Origin of the sequence: Klebsiella sp. C239 (assembly GCF_048822715.1) — a bacterium.
Taxonomy (GTDB): domain Bacteria; phylum Pseudomonadota; class Gammaproteobacteria; order Enterobacterales; family Enterobacteriaceae; genus Klebsiella; species Klebsiella quasipneumoniae.
Genome location: NZ_JBMEZK010000001.1, coordinates 47,941 through 73,037 on the forward strand (window position 1 = coordinate 47,941; position 25,097 = coordinate 73,037).

Below are 25,097 nucleotides of genomic sequence, written 5' to 3' on the forward strand. Positions count from 1 at the left end.
TGGTAAGTTCCAGTTAGGGTTTCCGCTAAGAATAGACAATGACAGCGGCGGGGGCAGGGAAGTGCGCCCGCTTTAGCTCAGGATTGCTGGCGAAGTTCACAGAATTTTTCACGTGAGGAACAGATGAACAGAGTGAAACAATGCACCAGCGCGGCGTTTTTCATGGTTTTATCATGGACAGCCGCCGCGCATCCGCATAGCTTCATCAGTTTGCAGAGCGAGCCGGTGGTCAAAGACGGCCTGCTTAGCGGGTTTAAAATGCGCTGGACGATGGATGAAATTACCTCATCGGATCTGCTCTACGACGCCGGAAACGCTAAACCAGGCAGCGAAGTATGGAAAAAACTGGCGGCGGAGGTGATGGCCAACGTGCTCGGCCAGCACTATTTCAGCGAGCTGTGGCACAACGGCCAGCGGGTGAAATTTGAAAATCGCCCCGACAGCTACGGTCTTGAGCGCGACGGCCTGCAGGCGGTACTGACCTTCACCCTGCCGCTGGCGACGCCGCAGCCCGTTGCCGGACAGTCATTTACCTTTTCCACTTTCGACCCGACCTACTATGTCGACATGTTTTATGACAAAGATAGCGATTTTTCCCTGCCCGCAGCGCTGCAGGCCGACTGTAAGGCAACGGTAATGACGCCAAAACCGAATGACAAAATGCTCTCATACGCCCAGTCGCTGGATAAAGCGGATGCGCCGCCGGAGGATATGGCGCTGGGCAGCTATTTTGCCCAGAAGGTGACCCTGACATGTCAGTAATTTTTACCCCGCGCACGCGCGCGTCGCGCTGGAAAGCGCTGTGGCCGTTGGCGCTACTGCTGGCCGTGAGCGTCACGGGCGGCTTCTGGCTGTGGCAGGCCTGGCCGCAGGTGCTGATGCAGAGCGCGGTCTGGCAGCGCGCGCTCAATCTGGAACTCAGCCGCCTGCTGCAGGCGGTGGCGGAGAACCCGGCGGCGGCGGGGCTGTCGCTGCTTGGGTTCAGCTTCGTTTACGGGGTGCTCCATGCCTTAGGGCCCGGCCACGGCAAAATTGTCATTACCACCTGGCTTGCCACCCATCCTTCGAAGTTGAAATCGAGTATTAACCTGACGCTGGCCGCCTCTTTATTGCAGGGGCTGGTGGCTATCGCGCTGGTGGTCGTGGTGCTGGCGCTGCTGCAGCTGCCGGCGCGCCAGCTGCATCTCAGTAGTTTCTGGCTGGAGAAGGGGAGCTATTTGCTGGTGGGCGCGTTAGGTCTGCTGCTCTGCTGGCGGGCGCTGAAAAAGCTGCGTCTGCTGCTGAGCCGGCCAACGTTTACCGCGTTTACCCCGCATCATGTTCATAACGAACATTGCGGCTGCGGGCATCAGCATCTCCCGGCCCCGGAGCAGCTGCAGGCCGGCGACGACTGGCGGGCTCGCACCGTGATTGTCCTGTCGATGGGCATGCGTCCCTGCTCGGGGGCGATCATGGTCCTGCTGTTCAGCAAGGTGATCGGGGTGTTCAACTGGGGGATGGCGGCGGCGCTGGCGATGGCGGCAGGGACCTCATTGACTATCACGGCGCTGGCGCTGCTGGTGCACAGTTTTCGCCAGCTGGCGGTGAAGCTGGGTCGGCATCAGGCGCCGCCGCTGTGGCGCCAGGTGGGCTGGCTGACGCTGGCGCTGGCCGGCGGCGTGGCGCTGCTGGTGGCCGCTGTCGTGATGTGGAGTAGCGCGATCGCGCCAGGCGGCGGTTTGCGGCCGTTTTAGAACATAAAAAAAGGAAGCCGCGGCTTCCTTTTTACATCTGCAAGAGATTAACGCTTCAGCGCGTCGCTCAGCTGCTCGCGCATATTCGCCAGCATCGCTTTCACCACACGCGGGTTACCGGCAACGATGTTGCCCGTCAGCATATAGTTATGACCGCCGGTGAAGTCGCAAACGATAGCGCCTGCTTCACGGGCGATCAGCTCGCCTGCGGCGAAATCCCATGGTTTCAGGGCAATTTCAAAGTAACCGTCAACGCGGCCGGCGGCAACGTAGGCCAGATCCAGCGCGGCGGAACCGGTGCGGCGGAAATCGGCGCATTCGGTGAACATGTTGCCGAGAATATTCATGTAAGTGGTGGCGTGCTGCTTCGCCTTGAACGGGAAACCGGTCGCGATGATGGTGCCGTCGAGGTCGCGAGCGTTGCTGCCGCGCAGACGGTAGCCGTTCAGCTGCGCGCCCTGGCCGCGGGTCGCGGTGAACAGTTCGTTACGCATCGGATCGTAAACCACCGCGACTTCAGTACGGCCTTTGATGCGTACGGCGATGGAAACAGAAAAGTGCGGCAGACGTTTAACGAAGTTGGTGGTGCCATCCAGTGGATCGATAACCCATTGAACATCCTGCTCTTCACCAGCGTGTTCACCGCTTTCTTCGGTGATAATGGTGTGCTGCGGGTAAGATTTGCGAATGGTTTCGATAATAATCGCTTCGGCGGCTTTATCGACGTTGGTCACAAAATCATTGCTGCCTTTCTGGCTGGTTTCTACGGTGTCTGGCGTTTCGTAGTGTTTGGCAATTAAATTACCCGCCTTGCGCGCGGCGCGCACGGCGATGTTCAGCATCGGATGCATCGGTCTCTCTCACTGGATGTTAAAGAACGGGAAAAAACGGCGCATATAATAACAGCGAATTCTGCTTATGTCTCCGTTTTATGGTAGCATGCCCGAATAATCTTTAGCCGAAGAACCATAATGCTGCAAAATATTCGAATCGTACTGGTAGAAACCTCCCACACCGGCAATATGGGCTCCGTTGCCCGCGCGATGAAAACCATGGGCTTAACCAACCTGTGGCTGGTCAATCCGCTGGTGAAACCTGATTCCCAGGCCATTGCGCTGGCCGCGGGCGCCAGCGACGTCATTGGCAACGCGCAGATCGTCGATACCCTTGATGAAGCGCTGGCGGGCTGTAGTCTGGTGGTTGGCACCAGCGCGCGCTCCCGCACGCTGCCGTGGCCGATGCTCGATCCCCGCGAATGCGGCCTGAAAAGCATCGCCGAAGGCCAGCATGCGCCGGTGGCGCTGGTGTTTGGCCGCGAGCGAGTTGGCCTGACCAACGACGAACTGCAGAAGTGTCACTACCATGTGGCCATCGCCGCCAACCCGGAGTACAGCTCGCTGAACCTGGCGATGGCGGTGCAGGTTATCGCCTACGAAGTGCGGATGGCCTGGCTGGCAGCGCAGGAGCAAGCGCAGTCGGCGGTTGAGCACGAAGAAGCGCCGTACCCGCTGGTGGATGACCTGGAGCGTTTCTACGGTCATCTTGAGCAGACGCTGCTGGCGACGGGCTTTATTCGCCCGAATCATCCGGGGCAGGTGATGAACAAACTGCGTCGTCTGTTCACTCGTGCGCGCCCGGAAAGCCAGGAGCTGAACATCCTGCGCGGCATGCTGGCCTCGATTGACCAGCAGAATAAAGGCAAGTAACCGCGTTGATGCCGGATGGCGCTGCGCTTATCCGGCATGCAAATCACGCGGGCCTTGCTATCTCCTGGTGGGAGAGGGCGGGGTGAGGGCGCCCGGCAACGCGGAAGGAAAACGGCACGGAAAGCCAAATACCTGACTAAAACAGTCAAGTAAATAGTTGACCAAATTACTCGGGAATGTCAGACTTGGCCCTGCTATGCAATACCCATATTAATAAAAAGCCCGGCCAGGGGCGAGTTTGAGGTTAAGTAAGACATGAGACTGACATCTAAAGGGCGTTATGCCGTGACCGCGATGCTTGACGTTGCGCTCAACTCTGAAACGGGCCCGGTGCCGTTGGCAGATATTTCAGAGCGTCAGGGAATTTCGCTTTCCTATCTGGAACAGCTGTTCTCTCGCCTGCGTAAAAATGGCCTGGTTTCCAGCGTTCGTGGCCCAGGCGGCGGTTATCTGTTAGGTAAAGATGCCGGCAGTATCGCCGTCGGCGAAGTCATTAGCGCCGTGGACGAATCCGTTGACGCCACCCGTTGCCAGGGCAAGGGCGGCTGTCAGGGCGGCGATAAATGCCTGACTCACGCGCTGTGGCGCGATCTGAGCGAACGCCTGACTGGCTTCCTGAACAATATTACCCTCGGGGAACTGGTGAATAACCAGGAGATCCTCGATGTTTCCGGTCGTCAGCATCAGCACGAAACCCAGCGCAATGCGCGCACCCAGGACGCGATCGACGTTAAACTGCGCGCCTGAGTGACCCGTCCCGTTTCGGGCTGCGGCTGACAGGGCGAGGCAGCGCGAAACGGCGGGACAACGATTATAAAGAGCTTTCAGAATCAGGCCGGGATGCTCCGACATTCCGTGTACTCGGTCGTACATCAAGCCGGTTGCCTGATTCCTTGCATTGAGTGATGTACGGAGTTTAAGAGCAATGAAATTACCGATTTACCTCGATTACTCCGCAACCACGCCGGTGGACCCGCGTGTTGCCGAGAAAATGATGCAGTTCCTGACCATGGACGGGACCTTTGGTAACCCGGCCTCCCGTTCCCACCGTTTTGGCTGGCAGGCTGAAGAGGCGGTTGATATCGCCCGCAATCAGATTGCCGAGTTGGTCGGTGCCGACCCGCGCGAAATCGTCTTTACCTCTGGTGCGACTGAATCCGACAACCTGGCGATCAAGGGTGCAGCCAACTTTTATCAGAAAAAAGGCAAGCACATCATCACCAGCAAAACCGAGCATAAAGCGGTTCTGGATACCTGCCGTCAGCTGGAGCGCGAAGGCTTCGAAGTGACCTACCTGGCGCCGCAGAGCAACGGGATTATCGATCTGAAAGAGCTGGAAGCGGCGATGCGTGACGACACCATCCTGGTATCCATCATGCATGTGAATAACGAAATCGGCGTGGTGCAGGATATCGCTACCATCGGCGAGATGTGTCGCGCCCGCGGTATCATTTACCACGTAGACGCCACCCAGAGCGTGGGCAAGCTGCCTATCGATCTGAGCCAGCTGAAAGTTGACCTGATGTCCTTCTCCGGTCACAAAATCTACGGTCCGAAAGGCATCGGCGCGCTGTACGTGCGTCGTAAGCCGCGTATTCGTATCGAAGCGCAAATCCACGGCGGCGGCCACGAGCGCGGTATGCGTTCCGGTACTCTGCCTGTTCACCAGATCGTCGGCATGGGTGAAGCTTACCGTATCGCCAAAGAAGAGATGGAAAGCGAGATGGCGCGTCTGCGCACGCTGCGCAACCGTCTGTGGAACGGCGTGAAGGATATGGAAGAAGTGTACCTCAACGGCGACCTCGAGCAGGGCGCGCCGAACATTCTAAACGTCAGCTTCAACTATGTTGAAGGCGAGTCGCTGATTATGGCGCTGAAAGACCTGGCGGTTTCCTCCGGTTCAGCCTGTACTTCCGCGAGCCTTGAGCCATCCTACGTGCTGCGCGCGTTAGGCATGACTGATGAACTGGCGCACAGTTCTATTCGTTTCTCTTTAGGTCGTTTCACTACCGAAGAAGAGATTGACTACGCCATCAACCTGATTCGTAAATCCATTGGCCGTCTGCGCGAGCTTTCTCCACTGTGGGAAATGTTCAAACAGGGCGTGGATCTGAACAGTATTGAATGGTCACATCACTAATTCGGCACCAATAAGGAGAATTCATCATGGCTTACAGCGAAAAAGTTATCGATCATTACGAGAACCCGCGCAACGTCGGCTCTTTTGACAACAGCGACGAGAACGTCGGCAGCGGCATGGTCGGCGCGCCGGCCTGCGGCGACGTGATGAAGTTGCAGATTAAAGTCAACAATGAAGGTATCATTGAAGACGCGCGCTTCAAGACCTACGGCTGCGGTTCCGCTATCGCTTCCAGCTCTCTGGTCACCGAGTGGGTGAAGGGTAAATCCCTGGACGAAGCGCAGGCGATCAAGAACACCGATATCGCCGATGAACTGGAGCTGCCGCCGGTGAAAATTCACTGCTCTATTCTGGCGGAAGACGCGATTAAAGCCGCGATTGCGGATTACAAAAGCAAACGTGAAGCAAAATAATTAGTTGAGGTTTTGTTATGTCGATTACTCTTAGCGACAGTGCAGCAGCGCGAGTCAATGCCTTCCTGGCAAACCGCGGAAAAGGGTTTGGCCTGCGCCTGGGCGTGAGAACCTCCGGCTGCTCAGGTATGGCCTATGTACTGGAGTTTGTTGACGAGCCGGCGGCTGAAGACACCGTGTTTGAAGACAAAGGCGTGAAGGTCGTGATCGACGGCAAAAGTCTGCAATTCCTCGACGGCACGCAGCTGGACTTCGTCAAAGAAGGCCTTAACGAAGGGTTCAAGTTCACTAACCCTAACGTCAAAGATGAGTGCGGCTGCGGCGAAAGCTTTAACGTATAATCGGTACTCCCCAACCCCACCGCGGTCACGCCGCGCGTGGGGTTTTCGTTTAGATGCATGACCCTGAGGTTACTATGGACTATTTCACCCTCTTCGGGTTACCAGCCAGCTATACCCTCTCGCTTGAACAACTGGCTGTCCGGTATCAGGATCTGCAGCGCCAGTACCATCCGGATAAATTTGCCAGCGCGCCCGCTGCGGAACAGCTTGCGGCGGTTCAGTATTCCGCCACCATTAACCAGGCCTGGCAGACGCTGCGCCATCCCCTGACCCGCGCAGAATACCTCCTCTCGCTGCATGGCTTCGATCTGGCCAGCGAGCAGCATACCGTTCGCGATACCGCGTTCCTGATGGAACAGCTGGAACTGCGCGAAGAGCTGGATGAGATCGGCCAGGCGAAAGACGAAGCGCGGCTGGAAGGCTTTATCAAACGAGTGAAAGCGCTGTTTGATACCCGCCATCAGCTGATGGTTGACCAATTGCATAATGAGAGCTGGGAAGCGGCGGCGGACACGGTTCGTAAGCTCCGTTTCCTCGATAAACTGCGCAGCAGTGCTGAAGAACTCGAAGAAAAACTGCTCGATTTTTAATTTTCGGAAGCAATTATGGCCTTATTACAAATTAGTGAGCCCGGCCTGAGCGCCGCGCCGCACCAGCGTCGTCTGGCGGCCGGTATCGACCTGGGCACCACCAATTCTCTGGTGGCTACCGTGCGTAGCGGCCAGGCCGAGACTCTGCCCGATCATCAAGGCCGCTATCTGCTGCCGTCGGTGGTGAATTACCACGCATCGGGGCTGACCGTCGGCTATGACGCCCGGGTGAACGCCGCCCAGGATCCCGCCAATACCATCAGCTCCGTGAAACGGATGATGGGGCGCTCCCTCGCCGATATCCAACACCGCTATCCGCATCTGCCGTATCAGCTGCAGGCCAGTGAAAACGGCCTGCCGATGATCCAGACCGCCGGCGGCCTGCTGAACCCGATTCGCGTCTCCGCCGATATCCTGAAAGCGCTGGCCGCCCGGGCCACTGAAGCGCTGGCCGGCGAGCTCGACGGCGTGGTCATCACCGTCCCCGCTTACTTTGATGACGCCCAGCGTCAGGGGACCAAAGACGCGGCGCGTCTGGCGGGTCTGCACGTGCTGCGACTGCTTAATGAACCGACCGCGGCGGCTATCGCCTATGGCCTTGATTCCGGCCAGGAAGGGGTGATTGCGGTCTACGATCTCGGCGGCGGCACCTTTGATATTTCTATTCTGCGCTTAAGCCGCGGGGTGTTTGAAGTGCTGGCCACCGGCGGCGACTCGGCCCTCGGCGGCGATGATTTCGATCATCTGCTGGCGGACTACCTGCGCGAGCAGGCGGGCTTCAGCGACCGTAGCGACAACCGCCTGCAGCGTGAGCTGCTGGATGCCGCCATCGCGGCGAAAATCGCCCTTAGCGATGCCGAGGTGGCGCACGTTGAGGTCGGCGGCTGGCAGGGCGATATCACTCGCAGCCAGTTTAACGATCTGATCGCCCCGCTGGTAAAACGCACGTTAATGGCCTGCCGCCGGGCGCTGAAAGACGCTGGCGTTGAGGCGCAAGAGGTGCTGGAAGTGGTGATGGTCGGCGGTTCCACCCGCGTGCCGCTGGTGCGCGAGCGCGTCGGCGAATTCTTCGGTCGCACCCCGCTGACCTCCATCGACCCTGACAAAGTCGTCGCCATTGGCGCGGCGATCCAGGCCGATATTCTGGTCGGCAACAAGCCTGACAGCGAACTGTTGCTGCTCGACGTTATCCCGCTGTCGTTAGGGCTGGAAACCATGGGCGGCCTGGTGGAGAAAGTGATCCCGCGTAATACCACCATTCCGGTGGCCCGCGCCCAGGAGTTCACCACCTTCAAAGATGGCCAAACGGCGATGTCCATTCATGTGATGCAGGGCGAGCGTGAGCTGGTGCAGGATTGCCGCTCCCTGGCGCGCTTTGCGCTGCGCGGTATCCCGGCGCTGCCGGCGGGCGGGGCGCATATTCGCGTCACCTTCCAGGTGGACGCCGATGGCCTGCTGAGCGTCACGGCGATGGAAAAGTCGACCGGCGTGGAAGCCTCTATTCAGGTGAAACCGTCTTACGGTCTGACCGATGGCGAAATCGCCACCATGATTAAAGATTCGATGAGCTACGCCGAACAGGATATTCAGGCGCGCATGCTGGCTGAACAGAAAGTGGAAGCCGCACGCGTCCTGGAGAGCCTGACAAGCGCGCTGGCCGCCGACGCCGCGCTGTTAAGCGCCGCGGAGCGTCAGGCTATCGATGCCGCTGCGGAGCAGGTACGCGCCGCCGCGGCAGGCGACGACGCCGACGCCATTAAAGAAGCGATTAAAAATATCGACACACAAACCCAGGAATTCGCCGCCCGCCGTATGGATCAGTCGGTCCGTATCGCGCTGAAAGGCCAATCCGTGGACGAGGTTTAAAATGCCAAAAATTGTATTTCTGCCCCACCAGGACCTGTGTCCGGATGGCATCGTTGTGGAAGCTGAGACCGGTGAAACTATTCTGGATGCGGCGCTGCGTAGCGGCATCGAGATTGAACACGCCTGCGAAAAATCCTGTGCCTGCACCACCTGCCACTGCATCGTGCGTGAAGGCTTTGACTCGCTGGCGGAAAGTACCGAAGATGAAGACGATATGCTGGATAAAGCCTGGGGACTGGAGCCTGACAGCCGCCTGAGCTGCCAGGCGCGCGTCACCGACGAAGATCTGGTCGTTGAGATCCCGCGTTACACCATCAACCACGCACGCGAGCACTAATATGGCACTGAAATGGACCGACAGTCGTGAAATCGGCGAAGCGCTGTATGACGCTTACCCTGACCTCGACCCAAAAACCGTTCGCTTTACCGACATGCATCAGTGGATTTGCGATCTGGAAGAGTTTGATGATGACCCGAACGCATCCAATGAAAAAATTCTCGAGGCGATTCTGTTAGTCTGGTTAGACGAAGCCGAATAATTTTCGCATCATGATTTATGCGGCGGTATAAAGTCGGATGAATCATTGAGCGAGAGAACGTTACGGGCTGCCATACGGTGGCCCGTTTGCTAAGAAGGATAATGATAATGACCGAAGCCATGAAGATTACGCTTTCCACTCAGCCAGCCGATGCGCGCTGGGGAGAAAAGGCGTCTTACAGCATTAATCATGACGGCATCGCCCTGCATCTCAACGGCAAAGACGACCTGGGCTTGATTCAGCGCGCGGCGCGTAAAATTGACGGCATGGGGATCAAGCATGTCGCGTTAAGCGGCGAAGGCTGGAACACCGACCGCGCGTGGGCGTTCTGGGCGGGTTATAAAGGCCCGAAAGGCACCCGTAAAGTTGAATGGCCGACGCTGGACGATGCGCAGAAAAGCGAGCTGGATAACCGTCTGACCATTATTGACTGGGTGCGCGACACCATCAATGCGCCGGCGGAAGAGCTGGGCCCGGAACAGCTGGCGCAGCGCGCCGTCGACCTGCTGTGCAGCGTGGCGGGCGAGAAGATGAGCTATCGTATCACCAAAGGCGAAGATCTGCGTGAGCAGGGCTATCTCGGCCTGCACACGGTGGGCCGCGGCTCCGAGCGTCCGCCGGTTTTGCTAGCGCTGGACTATAACCCGACCGGCGATAAAGAAGCCCCGGTATACGCCTGTCTGGTAGGTAAAGGCATCACCTTTGATTCCGGCGGCTACAGTATCAAACAGAGCGCCTTTATGGATTCAATGAAATCCGATATGGGCGGCGCGGCGACTATCACCGGCGCCCTGGCCTTCGCTATTACCCGCGGGCTGAACAAGCGCGTGAAGCTCTATCTGTGCTGCGCCGACAACCTGATCAGCGGTAACGCTTTCAAACTGGGCGATATTATTCATTATCGCAACGGCAAAACCGTCGAAGTCATGAACACCGACGCCGAAGGTCGTCTGGTGCTGGCGGATGGCCTGATTGACGCTTCGGCGCAGAAGCCGGAGCTGATCATCGATGCCGCCACCCTGACCGGCGCGGCGAAAACCGCGCTTGGCAACGACTACCACGCGCTGTTCAGCTTTGACGATGCGCTGGCGAATCGCCTGCTGGCGAGCGCCCAGGCGGAAAATGAAGCGTTCTGGCGTCTGCCGCTGGCCGAATTCCACCGTCATCAGCTGCCGTCTAATTTCGCGGAACTGAACAATACCGGCAGCGCCGCCTATCCGGCCGGCGCCAGCACAGCGGCGGGCTTCCTGTCCCACTTCGTGGAAAACTACCACCAGGGCTGGCTGCACATCGACTGTTCGGCAACCTATCGCAAATCAGCCGTTGAGCAGTGGTCGGCGGGCGCGACGGGGCTTGGCGTACGTACTATCGCCAATCTGCTGACGGCTGAGTAATGGCCTTGCCGGGTGGCGCTATGCTTACCCGGCCTGGAAAATCCGCAGGCCCGTGCGGACGTAGCGCCGCCGGGCGATTTTTGAAGTAGCCAAACTATGTCCGAAACCAAAAACGAATTAGAAACCCTGCTGGAAAAAGCGGCTACCGAGCCCGCTCATCGTCCGGCATTTTTCAGCGCGCTGCTTGAGGCCACCGTCTGGGTACCAGGCCGCGCAGCCGATGGCGAGCAGATTGTCGAGGATAGCGCGCTGGATCTACAGCACTGGGAAAAAGATGACGGCACGTCGGTCATTCCGTTCTTCACTTCGCTTGAGGCCCTGCAGCAGGCGGTGGAAGATGAACAGGCTTTCGTGATGATGCCGGCCCGCACGCTGATGGCGATGACTCTCGGTGAATCGCTGTTCCTCAACCCGAAGCTGCCGAACGGTAAAGCGTTTACCCCGCGCGAAATCAGCCATCTGCTCGGGGAAGAGGGCAGCCCGCTCAGCACCCAGACGGTGCTGGAAGGGGGGGAAGCGCTGCTGCTGTCTGAAGTCGCCGAGCCGCCGGCGCAGATGGTGGATTCGCTGACCACGCTGTTCAAAACGCTGAAAACCGTCAAGCGGGCGTTCCTGTGCTCGATCAAAGAGCACGCCGACGCGCCCGCTAATCTGCTGATCGGCATTGAAGCGGAAGGGGATATCGAGTCCATCATTCAGACCACCGGCAGCGTGGCCACCGATACCCTGCCCGGCGATGAGCCGATCGATATTTGCCAGGTGGTGGAAGGCGAGAAGGGCATCAGCCACTTTATGATTGCCCATATCACGCCGTTCTATGAAAAGCGCTGGGGCAGCTTCCTGCGCGATTTCAAACAAAACCGCATTATCTGACAGCGGGGGCGGCTGCCCCCGGTTTCGGTATGCTTTCAGTTCGATGCAAAAGCGGAATTGCAAAGGTTAATGCAGGGCGGCAACGATCCGTGGATAGGCTGACACCATGTTATAGAGCAGAAATCCCGTCACGCACAGCGTGACGACGCCGTTGAAGAGCGCCATATCCCCGCGCCAGGCACGGCACCTTTCCTCTCCCAGCAGATAGCGTAGCGCTGCTACCAGCCCGGCGACCAGCATAAACGCCAGTAACACCCCTACCATCTGCGCAATGACGATATACCAGCCCAGCGGCGTATTCACGCCCCGGGCGCTCATCAGCGCGATCTGCGCCGGCAAAATCGTCTGGAACCCGAGGGTGAGGAGCATCAGAAGGCGCAGATCCGCCAGCTGAGCGTCGAACGTGCGGGCCAGACGTCGGGCGTCACGCAGCAGCAGCACCCCTGATGCCACCGCCGCGGCAACGCTGACGTGCTGGAGAATAAAAATATAAAACGCCAGGGTCCCGGATCCGACCCGGGACAAAAAGAACAGATTGCAAAATACCATGACCAGCAGGCCAAATTTCATCGCCCAGGCACGGAGTACCTCGCCGGGCCAGCGGCGGCTTGACGCCGGGTTGTGCATCATCCATGCGGCAAGCGTCGATTTACCGTAACCGGGCGCGAGCAGCACCATCAGAAAACCCAGCAGCGCCTGATGACCATAGGTGATCAGCGGGACGTCTTCCAAAGTGACGCCGAGAAAGCGGGTATAAACGGAAACGGGCGCAGGAACCAGGCTTAACCATGTCCGGTTCCATTGCGGCCAAAAGTAGAGGATTGCGCCGCCGACCAGCAGGCCAGCTATGCCTCCCAGCCAGGGAAGGCGCGGGGAATAAGCAGAATGTGGGTTGGAGACTAATGCCATTTTCACTCCTTGTGGTGCCATCAGGTTATAGATTAAACGCTCAATCCTGGCGCTGGCCCCGACGGCGCGCGTTAATCGCGCTATCGGTGGGAGATGGTGAATTAGTCAGGACAACCTTCGAGCCTGGCGTAAAGATCCTCATGAATATATTCCAGCTCCAGCAAGGCGCCATCGCGTGACTCGTTGAGGGCTTGTTGATGCTGCCATTCGTCGTGGCTCTCCTTTCCACCGGTAAAAATCCCCTGCAAATATTCAATCAGCGACGATTCTGCCAGCCAAAGCTCATTCTCTTTACCCTCGAAGCGGACGACAGGATATTCACCCTGTTCATCACGCTCGGTGACATAGATAAATACCTGCTGATCCCCGGGATGGCAGAGGCGAATCAGGGCAGGAAGACGCGGATCGTCGTTCCAGACGGGCATTAGCTCTTCAAAATCCAGCCCGATCATATCAAGGCCATTCATATAATAAGCCTCTTCATCCAGTGAGTCGGAAAGCAGTACGCCATGTTCATCAATGGCGTTCAGAACTGATTCCAGCACCCGTTGACCGTAGGGGCTTGTCAGCTGGCAATCGTAGGCCAGCAGCGCTTTCAGACTCTCCGGAAGCGCCACGGTTTCGCTATTTTGCGGATCACGGTATTTCCGGACGCGCAGGCGATCCACTTCGTCTACGGGCATCGGTTTCGGGGTGGGATTGCGGTTGTGCTTGTGTACGACATCCATGAGATCCGCTAATGAAAAAGCCATCATTCAATTTCCTTATATAGTGGGCGGCAGTAAAGCCAACAGGGCAGGCGCAAGCCCTGCGGCAGCACAGAGTAGCTGGTTTAGCGACTGGCAGGAGAATGAGGCGGAGAAAATCAGAAATTATTTAGTGGCCGCGGGACGGGACGTCCGCGGCCATGCGGCGTTTACTGAGCGGCAGGAGCCGGTTCAATCGGCAGATCGCTGCGCGCCCCCCATTCGCTCCATGAGCCGTCGTACAGGCAGACGCCGTTCACGCCAAGCGTGGTGAGCGCCAGCACGACCACCGCCGCCGTCACGCCGGACCCACAGCTGGCGATAATGGGCCGATCAAAATCGACGGCCTGACGCAAAAAGATGTCGTTCAGCTCGTCGACGGTCTTCAGCTCGCCGTTAATCACCAGCTCCGTCCACGGGACGTTCAGCGCGCCGGGGATATGCCCGCGCCGCAGGCCGGGGCGCGGTTCGTCAGCCTGGCCGTTAAACCGGGCCGCCGGACGCGCATCGACAATCTGCGCTGATCCTTCATGGCTGACCAGCAGCACGTCGGTCAGGCGCTTAATTTGCTGAGGATCGAACCGCACGTCGAATTCTCCTTCGGCCACCTCCGGCACCCCTTGTTCCAGCGGCAGCTCGTCGCGACGCCAGCCCTCCAGCCCACCGGCCAGAATCGACACTTTCTCCACGCCAAAGGCGCGCAGCATCCACCAGGCGCGCGGGGCGGAAAACAGATTGCCTTCGTCATAGACGACCAGGTGCTTATCGCTGCAGACGCCCAGTTCGCGCATGGCCACGGCAAACGCCTCGGCGCGCGGCATCATATGCGGCAGCGGGCTGGTGTGATCGGACAGCGCCTCGATATCGAAAAACAGCGCGTTCGGCACGTGGCCGGCGCGGTACTCCGCGGCCATATCGCGCAGGGCCTCCTGCCCGGCGGGCGCCATGCGGGCGTCGATAATCTGGATCTCCGGGTCATCAATATGTTCCGCCAGCCAGTCGGCGGCGACAAAAAACGAGGTGGACATAGGTGCCTCCGTTTTACTATTCATGACTGAATTGTCGGCGTTTTATCGGGTGCTGACAAGTTAAGGACGCCAGAGTGGGGACGACGTCACGGCACTTTTCTGATTAATCGGCAGAAACCCGCGTCATCACTGTTGAGAAGCGCCGCCTTAACGCATAATAAAAAGTGATAATTTGCATCAGGCCCACCGGCCGAGGGGTTAGAAGGATGAAACCATTTCGTTTAGCGGCGCTGTCACTGGCGCTCCTTACCGCATTTTCATTAACCGGGTGTGATGACAGCGGTACACCGCAGGCTACGGCCCCGACGCCGGCCGCCGATAGCGGCCCTGGCGCGGCGGCAAAACCGGACAGCGCCCAGCTGGCGGCGCTGGCGGAAAAAAGCCAGGGCAAAGCGCTGACGCTGCTCGACGCCTCGGAGGTGCAGCTGGATGGCGCCGCGACCCTGGTGCTGACCTTTTCCGTACCGCTGCAGCCGGACCAGGATTTCTCCCGCAGCGTGCACCTGGTGGATAAGAAGAGCGGTAAGGTAGATGGCGCGTGGGAGCTGGCGCCAAACCTGAAAGAGCTGCGTCTGCGTCACCTTGAGCCAAAGCGCGAGCTGATTGTCTCGGTCGACCCGACGCTGACCGCCCTGAACAAGGCGACGCTCGATAAACCGTTCGAGAAGACCCTGACTACCCGCGATATCGCGCCAAGCGTCGGATTTGCCAGCCGCGGCTCGCTGCTGCCGGGCAACGTGATCGCCGGGCTGCCGGTGATGGCGCTGAACGTCGATAACGTCGACGTGAACTTCTTCCGCATTAAGCCGGAATCGCTCTCGGCCTTCGTCAGCCAGTGGGAATACCGCAATTCATTAAGCAACTGGGAATCCGACGAGCTGCTGAAGATGGCCGATCTGGTATACAGCGGCCGCTTTGACCTCAATCCGGCGCGCAATACCCGCGAAAAGCTGCTGCTGCCGCTGAGCGACATCAAGCCGCTCCAGCAGCCTGGCGTCTACGTGGCGGTCATGAACCCGGCGGGTCATTATAGCTACAGCAACGCGGCGACGCTGTTTACCCTTAGCGACATCGGCGTGTCGGCGCATCGCTACCACAACCGGCTGGACGTCTTTACCCAGAGCCTGGAAAACGGCGCCGCCCAGTCTGGTATCGATGTCCAGCTGCTCAACGCCAAAGGGCAGACCCTGGCGCAGGCGAAAAGCGATAGCCAGGGCCACGTCACCCTGCAAACCGATAAAGAAGCCGCGCTGCTGCTGGCGTGCAAAGAGGGACAGACCACGCTGCTCGACCTCAAACTGCCGGCGCTGGATCTGGCGGAGTTCTCCATTGCCGGCGCGCCAGGCTTCAGCAAACAGTTCTTTATGTTTGGCCCACGGGATCTCTATCGTCCGGGCGAAACGGTGATCCTCAATGCGCTGCTGCGCGATAGCGATGGCAAGCCGCTGGCGGAACAGCCGGTGAAGCTGGAGGTGGTCCAGCCGGATGGCCAGGTGATCCGCTCGGTGATGAGCAAACCGGTTAACGGCCTGTACCAGTTTACTTATCCGCTCGACAGCGGCGCGGCCACCGGCATGTGGCACATTCGCGCCAGCACCGGCGACAACCAGCCCCGCGAGTGGGATTTCCACGTCGAAGACTTTATGCCGGAACGCATGGCGCTGAAGCTGACGCCGCAGACGGCGCCTGTCGCGCCGAATGCCGATGTCGCCTTTGATGTCAGCGGCGCTTATCTCTACGGCGCGCCGGCCAGCGGCAACACGCTGCAGGGCAAACTGTTCCTGCGCCCGCTTCGCGACGCCGTCGCCGCGCTGCCGGGCTTTGAGTTCGGCGATATCGCAGAAGAAAATCTCTCCCGCAGCCTTGATGAAGTCCAGCTGACGCTGGATGAAAAAGGCCATGGCGAAGTGACCACCTCCAGCCAGTGGCAGGATAGCCATTCGCCGCTGCAGGTGGTGTTGCAGGCGAGCCTGCTGGAGTCCGGTGGGCGTCCGGTCACCCGTACGGTTAAGCAGCCGATCTGGCCTGCCGAGGCGCTGCCGGGGATCCGCCCGCAATTTACCCTGAAGGACGTTTACGACTACCGCACCGACACCACGGTGAAGCAGCCGGTGGTGGATGAAAACAGCAACGCCGCGTTCGATATCGTCTATGCCGACGCCAAAGGCGAGAAAAAAGCCGTTTCCGGCCTGCAGGTACGGCTGATCCGCGAGCGCCGGGATTATTACTGGAACTGGTCCGATAGCGAAGGCTGGCAGTCGCAGTTCGATCAAAAAGATCTGCAGGAGGGCGAGGAGTCGCTGGATCTGCAGGCCGGCCAGATCGGTAAAGTGAGCTTTCCGGTAGAGTGGGGCTCCTATCGCCTGGAGGTGAAAGGACCGGACGATGTCGTCAGCAGCGTGCGCTTCTGGGCGGGCTACAGCTGGCAGGATAACAGCGAAGGCACCGGCGCAGCGCGCCCGGACCGGGTCACCATGAAGCTGGATAAACCGAGCTATAAGCCGGGCGACACCATCAGGCTGCACATCGCCGCCCCGGCGGCGGGTAAAGGCTACGCGATGGTGGAATCCAGCGAAGGGCCGCTGTGGTGGCAGGAGATTGACGTACCCGCCGAGGGGATGGACCTGTCGATCCCGGTGGATAACGCCTGGAATCGCCACGACCTCTACCTCAGCACGCTGGTGGTTCGCCCCGGCGATAAATCCCGCTCGGCGACGCCGAAACGCGCGGTGGGCCTGCTGCATCTGCCGCTGGGCGATGAAAACCGTCGCCTGACGCTGGCGCTGGAGGCCCCGGATAAAATGCGCCCCAACCAGCCGCTGACGGTGAAAGTGAAAGCCAGCGTCAAAGAGGGAGAGGCGCCGAAGCAGGTTAACGTTCTGCTCTCTGCTGTCGATAGCGGGGTGCTGAATATTACCGATTACGCCACCCCGGATCCGTGGAACGCCTTCTTCGGCCAGAAACGTTATGGGGCGGATATTTATGATATTTACGGCCAGGTGATTGAAGGGCAGGGGCGTGTGGCCAGTCTGCGCTTCGGCGGCGATGGCGACGAGTTAAAACGTGGCGGTAAACCGCCGGTTAACCATGTGACCATCATCGCCCAGCAGGCGCAGCCGGTGGTGCTGAACGATCAGGGCGAAGGGACGGTGACGCTGCCGATCGGTGATTTTAACGGCGAGCTGCGGGTGATGGCTCAGGCCTGGACGGCGGATGACTTCGGCAGCAGCGAAGATAAAGTGGTGGTGGCCGCCCCGGTCATCGCCGAGCTGAATACCCCGCGCTTCCTCGCCAGCGGCGACACCACCCGTCTGGCGCTGGATCTCAGCAACCTGACCGATAAACCGCAAACTCTGCAGGTACATCTTGCCGCCAGCGGACTGGTGACCTTGACCGAGGGTCAACTAACGTCGGTGCAGCTGGCGCCGGGGGCGCGCAGCACGCTGTTTGTGCCGGTGAGCGCGCTGCCGGGCTTTGGCGATGGCCAGGTGAGCGCCACTATCAGCGGCCTGAGCCTGCCGGGGGAAACCTTCGCCCCGCTGCAGAAGCAGTGGAAAATCGGCGTTCGTCCGGCGTTCCCGGCGCAGACCGTCAACAGCGGCGCCGTGCTGCAGCCCGGCGAAAGCTGGCAGGCGCCGGCGGCGCAATCGGCAGGTTTCGCCCCGCAGACGCTGCAGGGCCAGCTGCTGCTCAGCGGCAAGCCGCCGTTGAATCTTGCGCGCTATATCCGCGACCTGAAAGCCTATCCTTACGGCTGCCTTGAGCAGACCGCCAGCGGCCTGTTCCCCTCCCTGTATACCAGCGCGGCGCAGCTAAAAGCGCTGGGCATCAGCGGGGACAGCGACGAAAAACGTCGCGCGGCAATCGATGTCGGGATCTCGCGTCTGCTGCAGATGCAACTGGAAAACGGCGGCTTTGCGCTATGGGATAAAGAGGGGCCGGAAGAGTACTGGCTGACCGCTTACGCCATGGATTTCCTTGTTCGCGCGGGCGAGCAGGGCTATAGCGTACCGGTCAACGCCATTAATAAAGGTAATGAACGCCTGCTGCGCTATCTTCAGGAGCCGGGGCTGATGACCGTGCGCTACAGCGACGACGCCCAGGCAAGCCGCTTTGCCGCTCAGGCCTATGCCGCACTGGTGCTGGCGCGTCAGCAAAAAGCCCCGCTCGGCGCATTGCGTGAAATCTGGAGCCGTCACGACCAGGCGCGATCCGGCCTGCCGCTGCTGCAGCTCGGCATTGCGCTGAAAACCATGGGCGATGCGCCGCGCGGCGATGAGGCCATGAAGCTGGCGGTTGCCACGCCGCGCCATGATGAGAATCGCTGGCTGGGCGATTACGGCAGCTCGCTTCGCGATGACGCGCTGAAGCTGGCGCTGCTGGAAGAGAACAAGCTGCTGCCGGAGGTGCAAAACACGCTGTTGAGCACGCTGTCGGAAGAGGCCTACGGCCAGCGCTGGCTGTCGACCCAGGAAACCAACGCCCTGTTCCTCGCCGGACGTACGCTTGCCGACCTGCCGGGCAACTGGCAGGCGCAAACCTCGCTGCAGGCTGAGCCGCTGGCCGGCGATAAAGCGCAAACCCGTAACCTCGACGGCGATCGGCTGGCGACGTTGCAGGTGAGCAACACCGGCAGTCAACCGCTGTGGCTGCGTCTGGACAGCAGCGGCTATCCGCAAAGCGCGCCGCAGCCGGGCGGCAACGTCCTGGGGATTGAACGCGTCGTTTTCAATACCCAGGGGCGGCAGAAGTCGCTGTCGTCGCTGCGCAGCGGCGAACTGGTGCTGGTCAAGCTGGAGGTGACCGCCAGACGCAACGTGCCTGACGCGCTGGTGGTTGACCTGCTGCCGGCGGGACTCGAGCTGGAAAACCAGAATCTGGCCAACAGCAGCGCCAGCCTGCAGGAGAATGGCGAAGCGGTGCAAAACCTCCTTAACCAGATGCAGCAGGCCGATATTCAGCATATCGAGTTCCGCGACGACCGCTTCGTCGCCGCTGTCGCGGTCAATGAAGGTCAGCCGGTGACGCTGGTCTACCTGGCGCGGGCGGTCACGCCGGGCACCTACCAGGTCCCGCAGCCGCAGGTGGAATCGATGTATGTGCCGCAGTGGCGGGCGACCGGGACCGCCAGCGGTCCGCTCACCGTGACGCCGTAAATGCGCGTAGTGCATCGGGTAAAACGCCGCTGGCGCTGGCTGGCGGCGTTTATTTTTCTGCTGTGGCTGGCGGTTCTGACCGCCGATCGCCTGTGGCCGCTGCCGCTGCATGACGTCACGCCTGCCCGGGTGGTCGTGGCGGAGGATGGGACCCCCCTATGGCGGTTTGCCGACGCGCAGGGCGTCTGGCGTTATCCGGTGACTCTCGCCGACGTGTCGCCGCGCTATCTGCAGGCGCTTATTCAGTATGAGGACCGCTGGTTCTGGCGCCATCCGGGGGTCAATCCCTTCGCTGTAGTGCGCGCCGCCTGGCAGGATCTCACCTCCGGGCGGGTCATTTCCGGCGGCAGTACCCTCACCATGCAGGTGGCGCGCCTGCTCGATCCCCACCCCCGCACTTTCGGCGGCAAGCTGCGCCAGCTGTGGCGGGCGCTGCAGCTGGAGTGGCATCTGTCAAAGAGCGAAATCCTGACCCTGTATCTGAATCGTGCGCCCTTTGGCGGCACCCTGCAGGGGATCGGCGCGGCCAGTTGGGCTTATCTCGGCAAGCCGCCCGCGCAGCTCAGCTACGGCGAGGCGGCGCTGCTGGCGGTGCTGCCCCAGGCGCCCAGCCGTTTACGTCCGGACCGCTGGCCGCAGCGGGCCCAGGCGGCGCGGGATAAAGTCCTTGCGCGCATGGTCAGCCAGGGCGTCTGGCCGAGGCTGGCGGTAAAGGAGGCGATGGAGGAGCCGGTGTGGCTGTTTCCGCGGCAGATGCCGCAGCTGGCGCCGCTCTTCGCCCGCCGGACGCTGGCGACCAGTCGTGAGGAAAAAGTGGTGACGACCCTCGATGCCGGACTGCAGCGGCAGCTCGAGGATCTGGCGCTGAACTGGAAGTCGCGCCTGCCGCCGCGCAGTTCGCTGGCGATGGTTGTCGTCGACCACACGGATATGAAAGTCCGCGGCTGGGTGGGGTCGGCGGATATTACGGACGACAGTCGCTTTGGCCACATTGATATGGCGTCGGCGGTCCGTTCGCCTGGGTCGGTGCTGAAACCCTTTATTTATGCGCTGGCGATGGATGAAGGACTGATCCATCCGGCGTCGTTATTGCAGGATGTGCCGCGGCGCTTTAGCGATTATCGCCCCGGTAACTTTGACAGCGGCTTTCACGGCCCGGTGAGCGCCAGCGACGCGCTGGTGCGCTCCCTGAATCTGCCGGCGGTCCAGGTGCTCGAAGCCTACGGGCCCAAACGTTTCGCGGCGAATTTGCGTAATGCCGGGTTGCCCCTGATGCTGCCCGCCGGCGCCGAGCCGAATCTGTCGTTGATCCTCGGCGGCGCCGGGGCGAGGCTGGAAGATATCGTCGCGGCGTACAGCGCCTTTGCCCGCCACGGGAAGGCGGCGCGGCTGCGCATGACGCCCGGAGACCCGCTGGTGGAAAGGGCGCTGATATCCCCGGGGGCGGCGTGGATCGTCCGGCGCATCCTGGCCGGCGAAGCGCAGCCGGTTCCCGATGCCTCACTCCCGCAAGCGGTGCCGCTGGCCTGGAAGACCGGCACCAGCTACGGGTATCGCGATGCGTGGGCGGTGGGCCTCAATGCGCGTTATCTGATTGGCATCTGGACCGGGCGTCCGGACGGTACGCCGGTGGTGGGGCAGTTTGGCTTCGCCAGCGCGGTGCCGTTGCTCAATCAGGTCAATAATCTGCTGCTCGCCCGCCCGGCGATGAGCCGTGGCGGCCTGCCGGTCGATCCGCGACCGGCAACGGTTAGCCGCGGGACGCTCTGCTGGCCCGGCGGCCAGGCGCTGCCGGCGGGCGACAGCAACTGCCGTCGTCGCCTGGCCAGCTGGCTGCTGGAAGATAGCCAGCCGCCGACCCTGCTGCTGCCGGGGCAGGAGGGCGTGCGCGGGATCCGCTTCCCGGTGTGGCGCAATGAACACGGCGAACGGGTGGCGGCGGATTGTCCCGGGGCGCGCGAAAGTGTGGTGGAGGTCTGGCCGCTGCCGCTGGATCCCTGGCTACCGCCGGGGGAACGTCGCTCCGCGCGTCTGGGGCCGGCATCGAAGGCATGCCCGCCGTTGCAAACTCAGGATGCCGCGCCGCTGGTGCTCTCCGGGGTCCGCGAGGGGGCGGTGATTAAACGTCTGCCGGGGGAGGCGCGGGTGATGTTGCCCCTGCAAACCAGCGGTGGTGAAGGGCGGCGCTGGTGGTTTATCAACGGCCAGCCGATAGATGCCGCCGGCGCGAGAACCACGCTAACTCTGGATAAGCCCGGCGAGTGGCAGCTGGTGGTGATGGATGAGGCAGGACAAACGGCGGCCGCGCGTTTTACCCTGCAATAACCAGGGTAAATTTGTTGTTGGCGGTTTGTGTTTTCAATACTCATTTTATTTTAACAAAATGTTACCTTCAGCCGTAGGCAGGGGCGGGGATGCTCATTATAATGCGCGCCAGGCCATACGATCGTATGCGCAACAACAGAACATTTAATTAGAGGTAATCATGGCTATTGAACGTACTTTTTCCATCATCAAACCAAACGCGGTGGCAAAAAACGTTATTGGCAGCATCTTTTCCCGCTTTGAAGCTGCAGGGTTCAAAATCGTCGGCACCAAAATGCTGCACCTGACCGTAGAGCAGGCTCGTGGTTTCTATGCTGAGCACGAAGGTCGCCCGTTCTTCGACGGTCTGGTTGAGTTCATGACCTCCGGCCCGATCGTGGTTTCAGTCCTGGAAGGCGAAAACGCCGTTCAGCGTCACCGTGACCTGCTGGGCGCCACCAACCCGGCAAACGCCCTGGCGGGTACCCTGCGCGCTGACTACGCTGACAGCTTCACCGAGAACGGCACCCACGGTTCCGACTCTGTAGAATCCGCTGCACGCGAAATCGCGTTCTTCTTTGCTGAAGGCGAGGTTTGCCCGCGCACTCGCTAATCCTCGTCGTCTTTTCGACCGTCGCGGCGTTGGCTACGCGCGTTCACCCCGGTCACATAGTTATCTATGCTCCCGGGGATTCACTTGCTTGCCGCCTTGCGACAATCGAAAAGCCATAGAGGATTATGTACGCAGTAACAGATTTTTTATCATTGCTTTGTGCAAACGTGGCAATGATCCGCCAGAATTTGTAGAATATAGCGCCCCTGGACGAGCTGTCGCTCTCCGGGGCGTTTCTTTTTCAACCCACCTGGGGCCATAACGTGTAATAACGAGGCCGGAAAACATTATGTCTGAACAAATTGTCACGCCTGATACCGCCGCTCTGACGGTGCCGAACAAAGATGCCAAAATCAACCTGCTGGATTTAAACCGTCAGCAGATGCGCGAGTTTTTCAAAAACATGGGCGAGAAGCCTTTCCGCGCCGATCAGGTGATGAAATGGATGTATCACTACTGCTGCGACAACTTTGATGAGATGACTGACATCAACAAAGTCCTGCGCAGTAAACTGAAAGAAGTGGCGGAGATCCGCGCCCCGGAAGTGGTTGAAGAGCAACGCTCAACCGACGGGACCATTAAATGGGCGATTGCCGTTGGCGATCAGCGCGTCGAGACCGTCTATATCCCGGAAGAAGACCGCGCCACCCTGTGCGTCTCCTCCCAGGTAGGCTGCGCGCTGGAGTGTAAATTCTGCTCCACCGCCCAGCAGGGCTTTAACCGCAACCTGCGGGTTTCCGAAATTATCGGCCAGGTCTGGCGCGCGGCGAAAATCGTCGGCGCGGTGAAGACCACCGGCGTACGTCCGATCACCAACGTGGTGATGATGGGCATGGGCGAGCCGCTGCTGAACCTCAACAATGTCGTTCCGGCAATGGAAATCATGCTCGACGATTTCGGCTTTGGCCTCTCCAAACGTCGCGTCACCCTGTCGACGTCCGGCGTGGTGCCGGCGCTGGATAAACTCGGCGATATGATCGACGTCGCGCTGGCCATCTCCCTGCACGCGCCGAACGACACCATTCGTGACGAAATCGTCCCGATCAACAAAAAGTACAACATCGAGACCTTCCTCAACTCGGTGCGCGGCTATATTTCGAAGTCCAACGCCAACCAGGGCAGGGTGACCATCGAGTACGTGATGCTGGATCATGTCAACGACGGCACCGAGCACGCCCACGAACTGGCGGCGCTGCTGAAAGATACGCCGTGCAAGATCAACCTGATCCCATGGAACCCGTTCCCGGGCGCGCCGTATGGCCGCAGCTCCAACAGCCGCATCGACCGTTTCTCCAAAGTCCTGATGGAGTACGGCTTTACGACCATCGTGCGTAAAACGCGCGGCGACGATATCGATGCCGCCTGCGGTCAGCTGGCGGGCGACGTCATCGACCGTACCAAGCGCACGCTGCGTAAGCGGATGCAGGGCGAAGCGATTGACGTAAAAGCGGTCTGACAAATGATGGCCCGTGCAGCGCAGGCGGCACGGGTCATATTTATGACCAATAGCCAGGCGAAATACGCTGATTCGGTTAATAATTACGGTGCGTTTTTGTCGACTTTGAGGCAGTATGTAGCGGCACAACAACCGCTTAGCATTCAATTTTGATTCGTCTCTGTGATCGCGCGGCTGACAGTCCTATACTGTGAGGCTGACGTACCACAGATGTCTCGCGGCGCCGGCTTTTTCCCGCGCTGAACTTTAAATTTCACGTACCAGTAGTTGTAGCGAATGAATACTGAAGCCACTCAAGATCATCAAGAAGCAAACACCACGGGCGCGCGTCTGCGTCACGCCCGCGAACAACTCGGACTTAGCCAGCAAGCGGTGGCAGAACGCTTATGCCTGAAGGTGTCCACGGTTCGTGATATTGAAGACGATAAGGCGCCTGCCGACCTCGCTTCCACCTTCCTGCGCGGGTACATCCGTTCCTATGCTCGCCTCGTACATATCCCGGAAGACGAGCTGCTGCCGATGATGGCCAAGCAAGCGCCCATCCGCGCGGCGAAAGTCGCGCCAATGCAGAGCTTCTCTTTAGGTAAACGTCGCAAAAAACGCGACGGCTGGCTGATGAGCTTCACCTGGCTGGTGCTGTTTGTGGTTATCGGCCTGAGCGGCGCCTGGTGGTGGCAAGACCATAAGGCGCAGCAGGAAGAGATCTCCACCATGGCCGATCAGTCTTCCGCTGAGCTGAACAGCGGCGACACCAGCAGCCAGAGCGTGCCGCTGGATACCAGCGCCCCGGCAGCCCCGACCGCCGATAGCGCTGCGAACAGCGCGCCAACCGATACCGCCAGCGCCCCGACCACCAGCGCCCCGGCCCAGACGCCGGCGGACAATAACGCCGTTGTCGCGCCTTCCCAGGCCAATGTCGATACCGCAGGCGCGGCGCCGACGGCGCCGGCTACACCGGCCTCGCCATTGCCGACCGATCAGGCGAACGTGACGAACCCGGCGGCGGCGGCGCAGGATCTGGTGATGAACTTTTCCGCCGATTGCTGGCTGGAAGTGAGCGATGCCACCGGCAAAAAACTGTTCAGCGGCCTGCAGCGTAAAGGCGGCAACCTGAACCTGAGCGGTCAGGCGCCGTATAAGCTGAAAATTGGCGCCCCGGCTGCGGTAGAGATCCAGTATCTGGGCAAGCCTGTCGATTTAAGTCGTTTTATCAGAACTAACCAGGTTGCGCGTCTGACCCTTAATGCCGAATCATCACCGGCGCAGTAACAGACGGGTAACGCGGGAGAT

General features: G+C 60.1%; 22 protein-coding genes. 18 read left to right on the forward strand and 4 right to left on the reverse strand.

Annotated features, from left to right (window positions below):
• The first annotated feature begins 123 nt into the window (after window positions 1-123).
• Both ACOI6Z_RS00235 and ACOI6Z_RS00240 read left to right on the forward strand, forming a co-directional pair.
• Entirely contained in the window at window positions 124-762 is a 639-nt protein-coding gene (locus tag ACOI6Z_RS00235; RefSeq protein WP_420686772.1) for a DUF1007 family protein, read from the forward strand.
• Window positions 753-1,733: a nickel/cobalt transporter gene (locus tag ACOI6Z_RS00240; RefSeq protein ID WP_023290646.1), complete on the forward strand. Its 981-nt coding sequence runs from the start codon at window positions 753-755 to the stop codon at window positions 1,731-1,733. The genes ACOI6Z_RS00235 and ACOI6Z_RS00240 overlap by 10 nt, the downstream gene beginning before the upstream one ends.
• Window positions 1,734-1,780: 47 nt before the next feature.
• On the opposite strand, the gene suhB is transcribed toward ACOI6Z_RS00240, so the two are convergent.
• Window positions 1,781-2,584 (reverse strand): inositol-1-monophosphatase, encoded by an 804-nt coding sequence (gene suhB, locus ACOI6Z_RS00245; RefSeq protein WP_002913995.1) that lies wholly within the window; start codon window positions 2,582-2,584, stop codon window positions 1,781-1,783.
• Window positions 2,585-2,704: 120 nt separating this feature from the next.
• Between suhB and trmJ the strand changes: the two genes are divergently transcribed.
• The 11 genes from trmJ to sseB all read left to right on the forward strand — a co-directional run bounded on the left by trmJ (window position 2,705) and on the right by sseB (window position 11,595).
• Entirely contained in the window at window positions 2,705-3,439 is a 735-nt protein-coding gene (gene trmJ, locus ACOI6Z_RS00250; RefSeq protein WP_332077135.1) for a tRNA (cytosine(32)/uridine(32)-2'-O)-methyltransferase TrmJ, read from the forward strand.
• Between the two features lie 255 nt (window positions 3,440-3,694).
• Window positions 3,695-4,186 carry a Fe-S cluster assembly transcriptional regulator IscR gene (iscR, locus tag ACOI6Z_RS00255; protein ID WP_002913993.1) on the forward strand — a complete coding sequence of 164 codons (492 nt, stop codon included), beginning with the start codon at window positions 3,695-3,697 and terminating at the stop codon, window positions 4,184-4,186.
• 178 nt (window positions 4,187-4,364) lie between these two features.
• Window positions 4,365-5,579, forward strand: coding sequence for a cysteine desulfurase (gene iscS, locus ACOI6Z_RS00260; RefSeq protein WP_017900428.1), 1,215 nt, complete (start codon window positions 4,365-4,367; stop codon window positions 5,577-5,579).
• Window positions 5,580-5,605: 26 nt separating this feature from the next.
• The gene (gene iscU, locus ACOI6Z_RS00265) at window positions 5,606-5,992 is read left to right on the forward strand and encodes a Fe-S cluster assembly scaffold IscU (protein WP_002913991.1); all 387 of its coding nucleotides are present in this window, start codon (window positions 5,606-5,608) and stop codon (window positions 5,990-5,992) included.
• Window positions 5,993-6,009: 17 nt separating this feature from the next.
• Window positions 6,010-6,333 (forward strand): iron-sulfur cluster assembly protein IscA, encoded by a 324-nt coding sequence (iscA, locus tag ACOI6Z_RS00270; protein ID WP_002913979.1) that lies wholly within the window; start codon window positions 6,010-6,012, stop codon window positions 6,331-6,333.
• Window positions 6,334-6,407: 74 nt separating this feature from the next.
• On the forward strand, window positions 6,408-6,923 hold the full coding sequence (gene hscB / locus ACOI6Z_RS00275; protein ID WP_023290644.1) for a co-chaperone HscB: 516 nt from the start codon (window positions 6,408-6,410) through the stop codon (window positions 6,921-6,923).
• Between the two features lie 15 nt (window positions 6,924-6,938).
• Window positions 6,939-8,789, forward strand: a complete 1,851-nt coding sequence (gene hscA / locus ACOI6Z_RS00280; protein ID WP_064155251.1) for a Fe-S protein assembly chaperone HscA — start codon at window positions 6,939-6,941, stop codon at window positions 8,787-8,789.
• 1 nt (window position 8,790) lies between these two features.
• Window positions 8,791-9,126 (forward strand): ISC system 2Fe-2S type ferredoxin, encoded by a 336-nt coding sequence (gene fdx / locus ACOI6Z_RS00285; RefSeq protein ID WP_004201872.1) that lies wholly within the window; start codon window positions 8,791-8,793, stop codon window positions 9,124-9,126.
• A gap of 1 nt (window position 9,127) precedes the next feature.
• Entirely contained in the window at window positions 9,128-9,328 is a 201-nt protein-coding gene (gene iscX, locus ACOI6Z_RS00290; protein ID WP_002913954.1) for a Fe-S cluster assembly protein IscX, read from the forward strand.
• Between the two features lie 107 nt (window positions 9,329-9,435).
• Window positions 9,436-10,722, forward strand: coding sequence for an aminopeptidase PepB (pepB, locus tag ACOI6Z_RS00295; protein ID WP_023290642.1), 1,287 nt, complete (start codon window positions 9,436-9,438; stop codon window positions 10,720-10,722).
• A gap of 96 nt (window positions 10,723-10,818) precedes the next feature.
• On the forward strand, window positions 10,819-11,595 hold the full coding sequence (sseB, locus tag ACOI6Z_RS00300; RefSeq protein WP_023290641.1) for an enhanced serine sensitivity protein SseB: 777 nt from the start codon (window positions 10,819-10,821) through the stop codon (window positions 11,593-11,595).
• A 66-nt stretch (window positions 11,596-11,661) separates the two neighbouring features.
• Here sseB and ACOI6Z_RS00305 read toward each other — a convergent pair whose 3' ends face one another.
• From ACOI6Z_RS00305 to sseA, 3 genes are all read right to left on the reverse strand, one after another.
• On the reverse strand, window positions 11,662-12,504 hold the full coding sequence (locus tag ACOI6Z_RS00305; RefSeq protein WP_044524347.1) for a hypothetical protein: 843 nt from the start codon (window positions 12,502-12,504) through the stop codon (window positions 11,662-11,664).
• Window positions 12,505-12,605: 101 nt separating this feature from the next.
• Window positions 12,606-13,256: a DUF5066 family protein gene (locus tag ACOI6Z_RS00310; RefSeq protein ID WP_023290639.1), complete on the reverse strand. Its 651-nt coding sequence runs from the start codon at window positions 13,254-13,256 to the stop codon at window positions 12,606-12,608.
• A 164-nt stretch (window positions 13,257-13,420) separates the two neighbouring features.
• A complete protein-coding gene (gene sseA / locus ACOI6Z_RS00315) occupies window positions 13,421-14,278 on the reverse strand; it encodes a 3-mercaptopyruvate sulfurtransferase (RefSeq protein ID WP_218801935.1) in 858 nt (285 codons plus the stop codon).
• Between the two features lie 206 nt (window positions 14,279-14,484).
• Here sseA and ACOI6Z_RS00320 point away from each other — a divergent pair, with 206 nt between their 5' ends.
• The 5 genes from ACOI6Z_RS00320 to rodZ all read left to right on the forward strand — a co-directional run bounded on the left by ACOI6Z_RS00320 (window position 14,485) and on the right by rodZ (window position 25,076).
• Window positions 14,485-19,434: an alpha-2-macroglobulin family protein gene (locus ACOI6Z_RS00320; RefSeq protein ID WP_420686777.1), complete on the forward strand. Its 4,950-nt coding sequence runs from the start codon at window positions 14,485-14,487 to the stop codon at window positions 19,432-19,434.
• Window positions 19,435-21,759, forward strand: coding sequence for a peptidoglycan glycosyltransferase PbpC (pbpC, locus tag ACOI6Z_RS00325; protein ID WP_420686778.1), 2,325 nt, complete (start codon window positions 19,435-19,437; stop codon window positions 21,757-21,759).
• Between the two features lie 160 nt (window positions 21,760-21,919).
• A complete protein-coding gene (ndk, locus tag ACOI6Z_RS00330; protein WP_004144312.1) occupies window positions 21,920-22,351 on the forward strand; it encodes a nucleoside-diphosphate kinase in 432 nt (143 codons plus the stop codon).
• Between the two features lie 289 nt (window positions 22,352-22,640).
• A complete protein-coding gene (locus ACOI6Z_RS00335; protein WP_420686779.1) occupies window positions 22,641-23,807 on the forward strand; it encodes a bifunctional tRNA (adenosine(37)-C2)-methyltransferase TrmG/ribosomal RNA large subunit methyltransferase RlmN in 1,167 nt (388 codons plus the stop codon).
• Between the two features lie 276 nt (window positions 23,808-24,083).
• Window positions 24,084-25,076 (forward strand): cytoskeleton protein RodZ, encoded by a 993-nt coding sequence (gene rodZ / locus ACOI6Z_RS00340; RefSeq protein ID WP_023290635.1) that lies wholly within the window; start codon window positions 24,084-24,086, stop codon window positions 25,074-25,076.
• Window positions 25,077-25,097 lie beyond the last annotated feature (21 nt).

What these genes read in the sequence shown, in the direction of transcription:
- iscU (WP_002913991.1), top strand. Translation starts at nt 5,606, where the DNA reads ATGGCTTACAGCGAAAAAGTTATCGATCATTACGAGAACCCGCGCAAC.
- ACOI6Z_RS00320 (WP_420686777.1), top strand. Translation starts at nt 14,485, where the DNA reads ATGAAACCATTTCGTTTAGCGGCGCTGTCACTGGCGCTCCTTACCGCA.
- sseA (WP_218801935.1), bottom strand. Translation starts at nt 14,278, where the DNA reads ATGTCCACCTCGTTTTTTGTCGCCGCCGACTGGCTGGCGGAACATATT.
- rodZ (WP_023290635.1), top strand. Translation starts at nt 24,084, where the DNA reads ATGAATACTGAAGCCACTCAAGATCATCAAGAAGCAAACACCACGGGC.
- hscB (WP_023290644.1), top strand. Translation starts at nt 6,408, where the DNA reads ATGGACTATTTCACCCTCTTCGGGTTACCAGCCAGCTATACCCTCTCG.
- trmJ (WP_332077135.1), top strand. Translation starts at nt 2,705, where the DNA reads ATGCTGCAAAATATTCGAATCGTACTGGTAGAAACCTCCCACACCGGC.
- ACOI6Z_RS00235 (WP_420686772.1), top strand. Translation starts at nt 124, where the DNA reads ATGAACAGAGTGAAACAATGCACCAGCGCGGCGTTTTTCATGGTTTTA.
- iscA (WP_002913979.1), top strand. Translation starts at nt 6,010, where the DNA reads ATGTCGATTACTCTTAGCGACAGTGCAGCAGCGCGAGTCAATGCCTTC.
- iscS (WP_017900428.1), top strand. Translation starts at nt 4,365, where the DNA reads ATGAAATTACCGATTTACCTCGATTACTCCGCAACCACGCCGGTGGAC.
- ACOI6Z_RS00335 (WP_420686779.1), top strand. Translation starts at nt 22,641, where the DNA reads ATGTCTGAACAAATTGTCACGCCTGATACCGCCGCTCTGACGGTGCCG.
- hscA (WP_064155251.1), top strand. Translation starts at nt 6,939, where the DNA reads ATGGCCTTATTACAAATTAGTGAGCCCGGCCTGAGCGCCGCGCCGCAC.
- iscR (WP_002913993.1), top strand. Translation starts at nt 3,695, where the DNA reads ATGAGACTGACATCTAAAGGGCGTTATGCCGTGACCGCGATGCTTGAC.
- pbpC (WP_420686778.1), top strand. Translation starts at nt 19,435, where the DNA reads ATGCGCGTAGTGCATCGGGTAAAACGCCGCTGGCGCTGGCTGGCGGCG.
- ndk (WP_004144312.1), top strand. Translation starts at nt 21,920, where the DNA reads ATGGCTATTGAACGTACTTTTTCCATCATCAAACCAAACGCGGTGGCA.
- sseB (WP_023290641.1), top strand. Translation starts at nt 10,819, where the DNA reads ATGTCCGAAACCAAAAACGAATTAGAAACCCTGCTGGAAAAAGCGGCT.
- pepB (WP_023290642.1), top strand. Translation starts at nt 9,436, where the DNA reads ATGACCGAAGCCATGAAGATTACGCTTTCCACTCAGCCAGCCGATGCG.
- fdx (WP_004201872.1), top strand. Translation starts at nt 8,791, where the DNA reads ATGCCAAAAATTGTATTTCTGCCCCACCAGGACCTGTGTCCGGATGGC.
- ACOI6Z_RS00240 (WP_023290646.1), top strand. Translation starts at nt 753, where the DNA reads ATGTCAGTAATTTTTACCCCGCGCACGCGCGCGTCGCGCTGGAAAGCG.
- iscX (WP_002913954.1), top strand. Translation starts at nt 9,128, where the DNA reads ATGGCACTGAAATGGACCGACAGTCGTGAAATCGGCGAAGCGCTGTAT.
- ACOI6Z_RS00305 (WP_044524347.1), bottom strand. Translation starts at nt 12,504, where the DNA reads ATGGCATTAGTCTCCAACCCACATTCTGCTTATTCCCCGCGCCTTCCC.
- ACOI6Z_RS00310 (WP_023290639.1), bottom strand. Translation starts at nt 13,256, where the DNA reads ATGGCTTTTTCATTAGCGGATCTCATGGATGTCGTACACAAGCACAAC.
- suhB (WP_002913995.1), bottom strand. Translation starts at nt 2,584, where the DNA reads ATGCATCCGATGCTGAACATCGCCGTGCGCGCCGCGCGCAAGGCGGGT.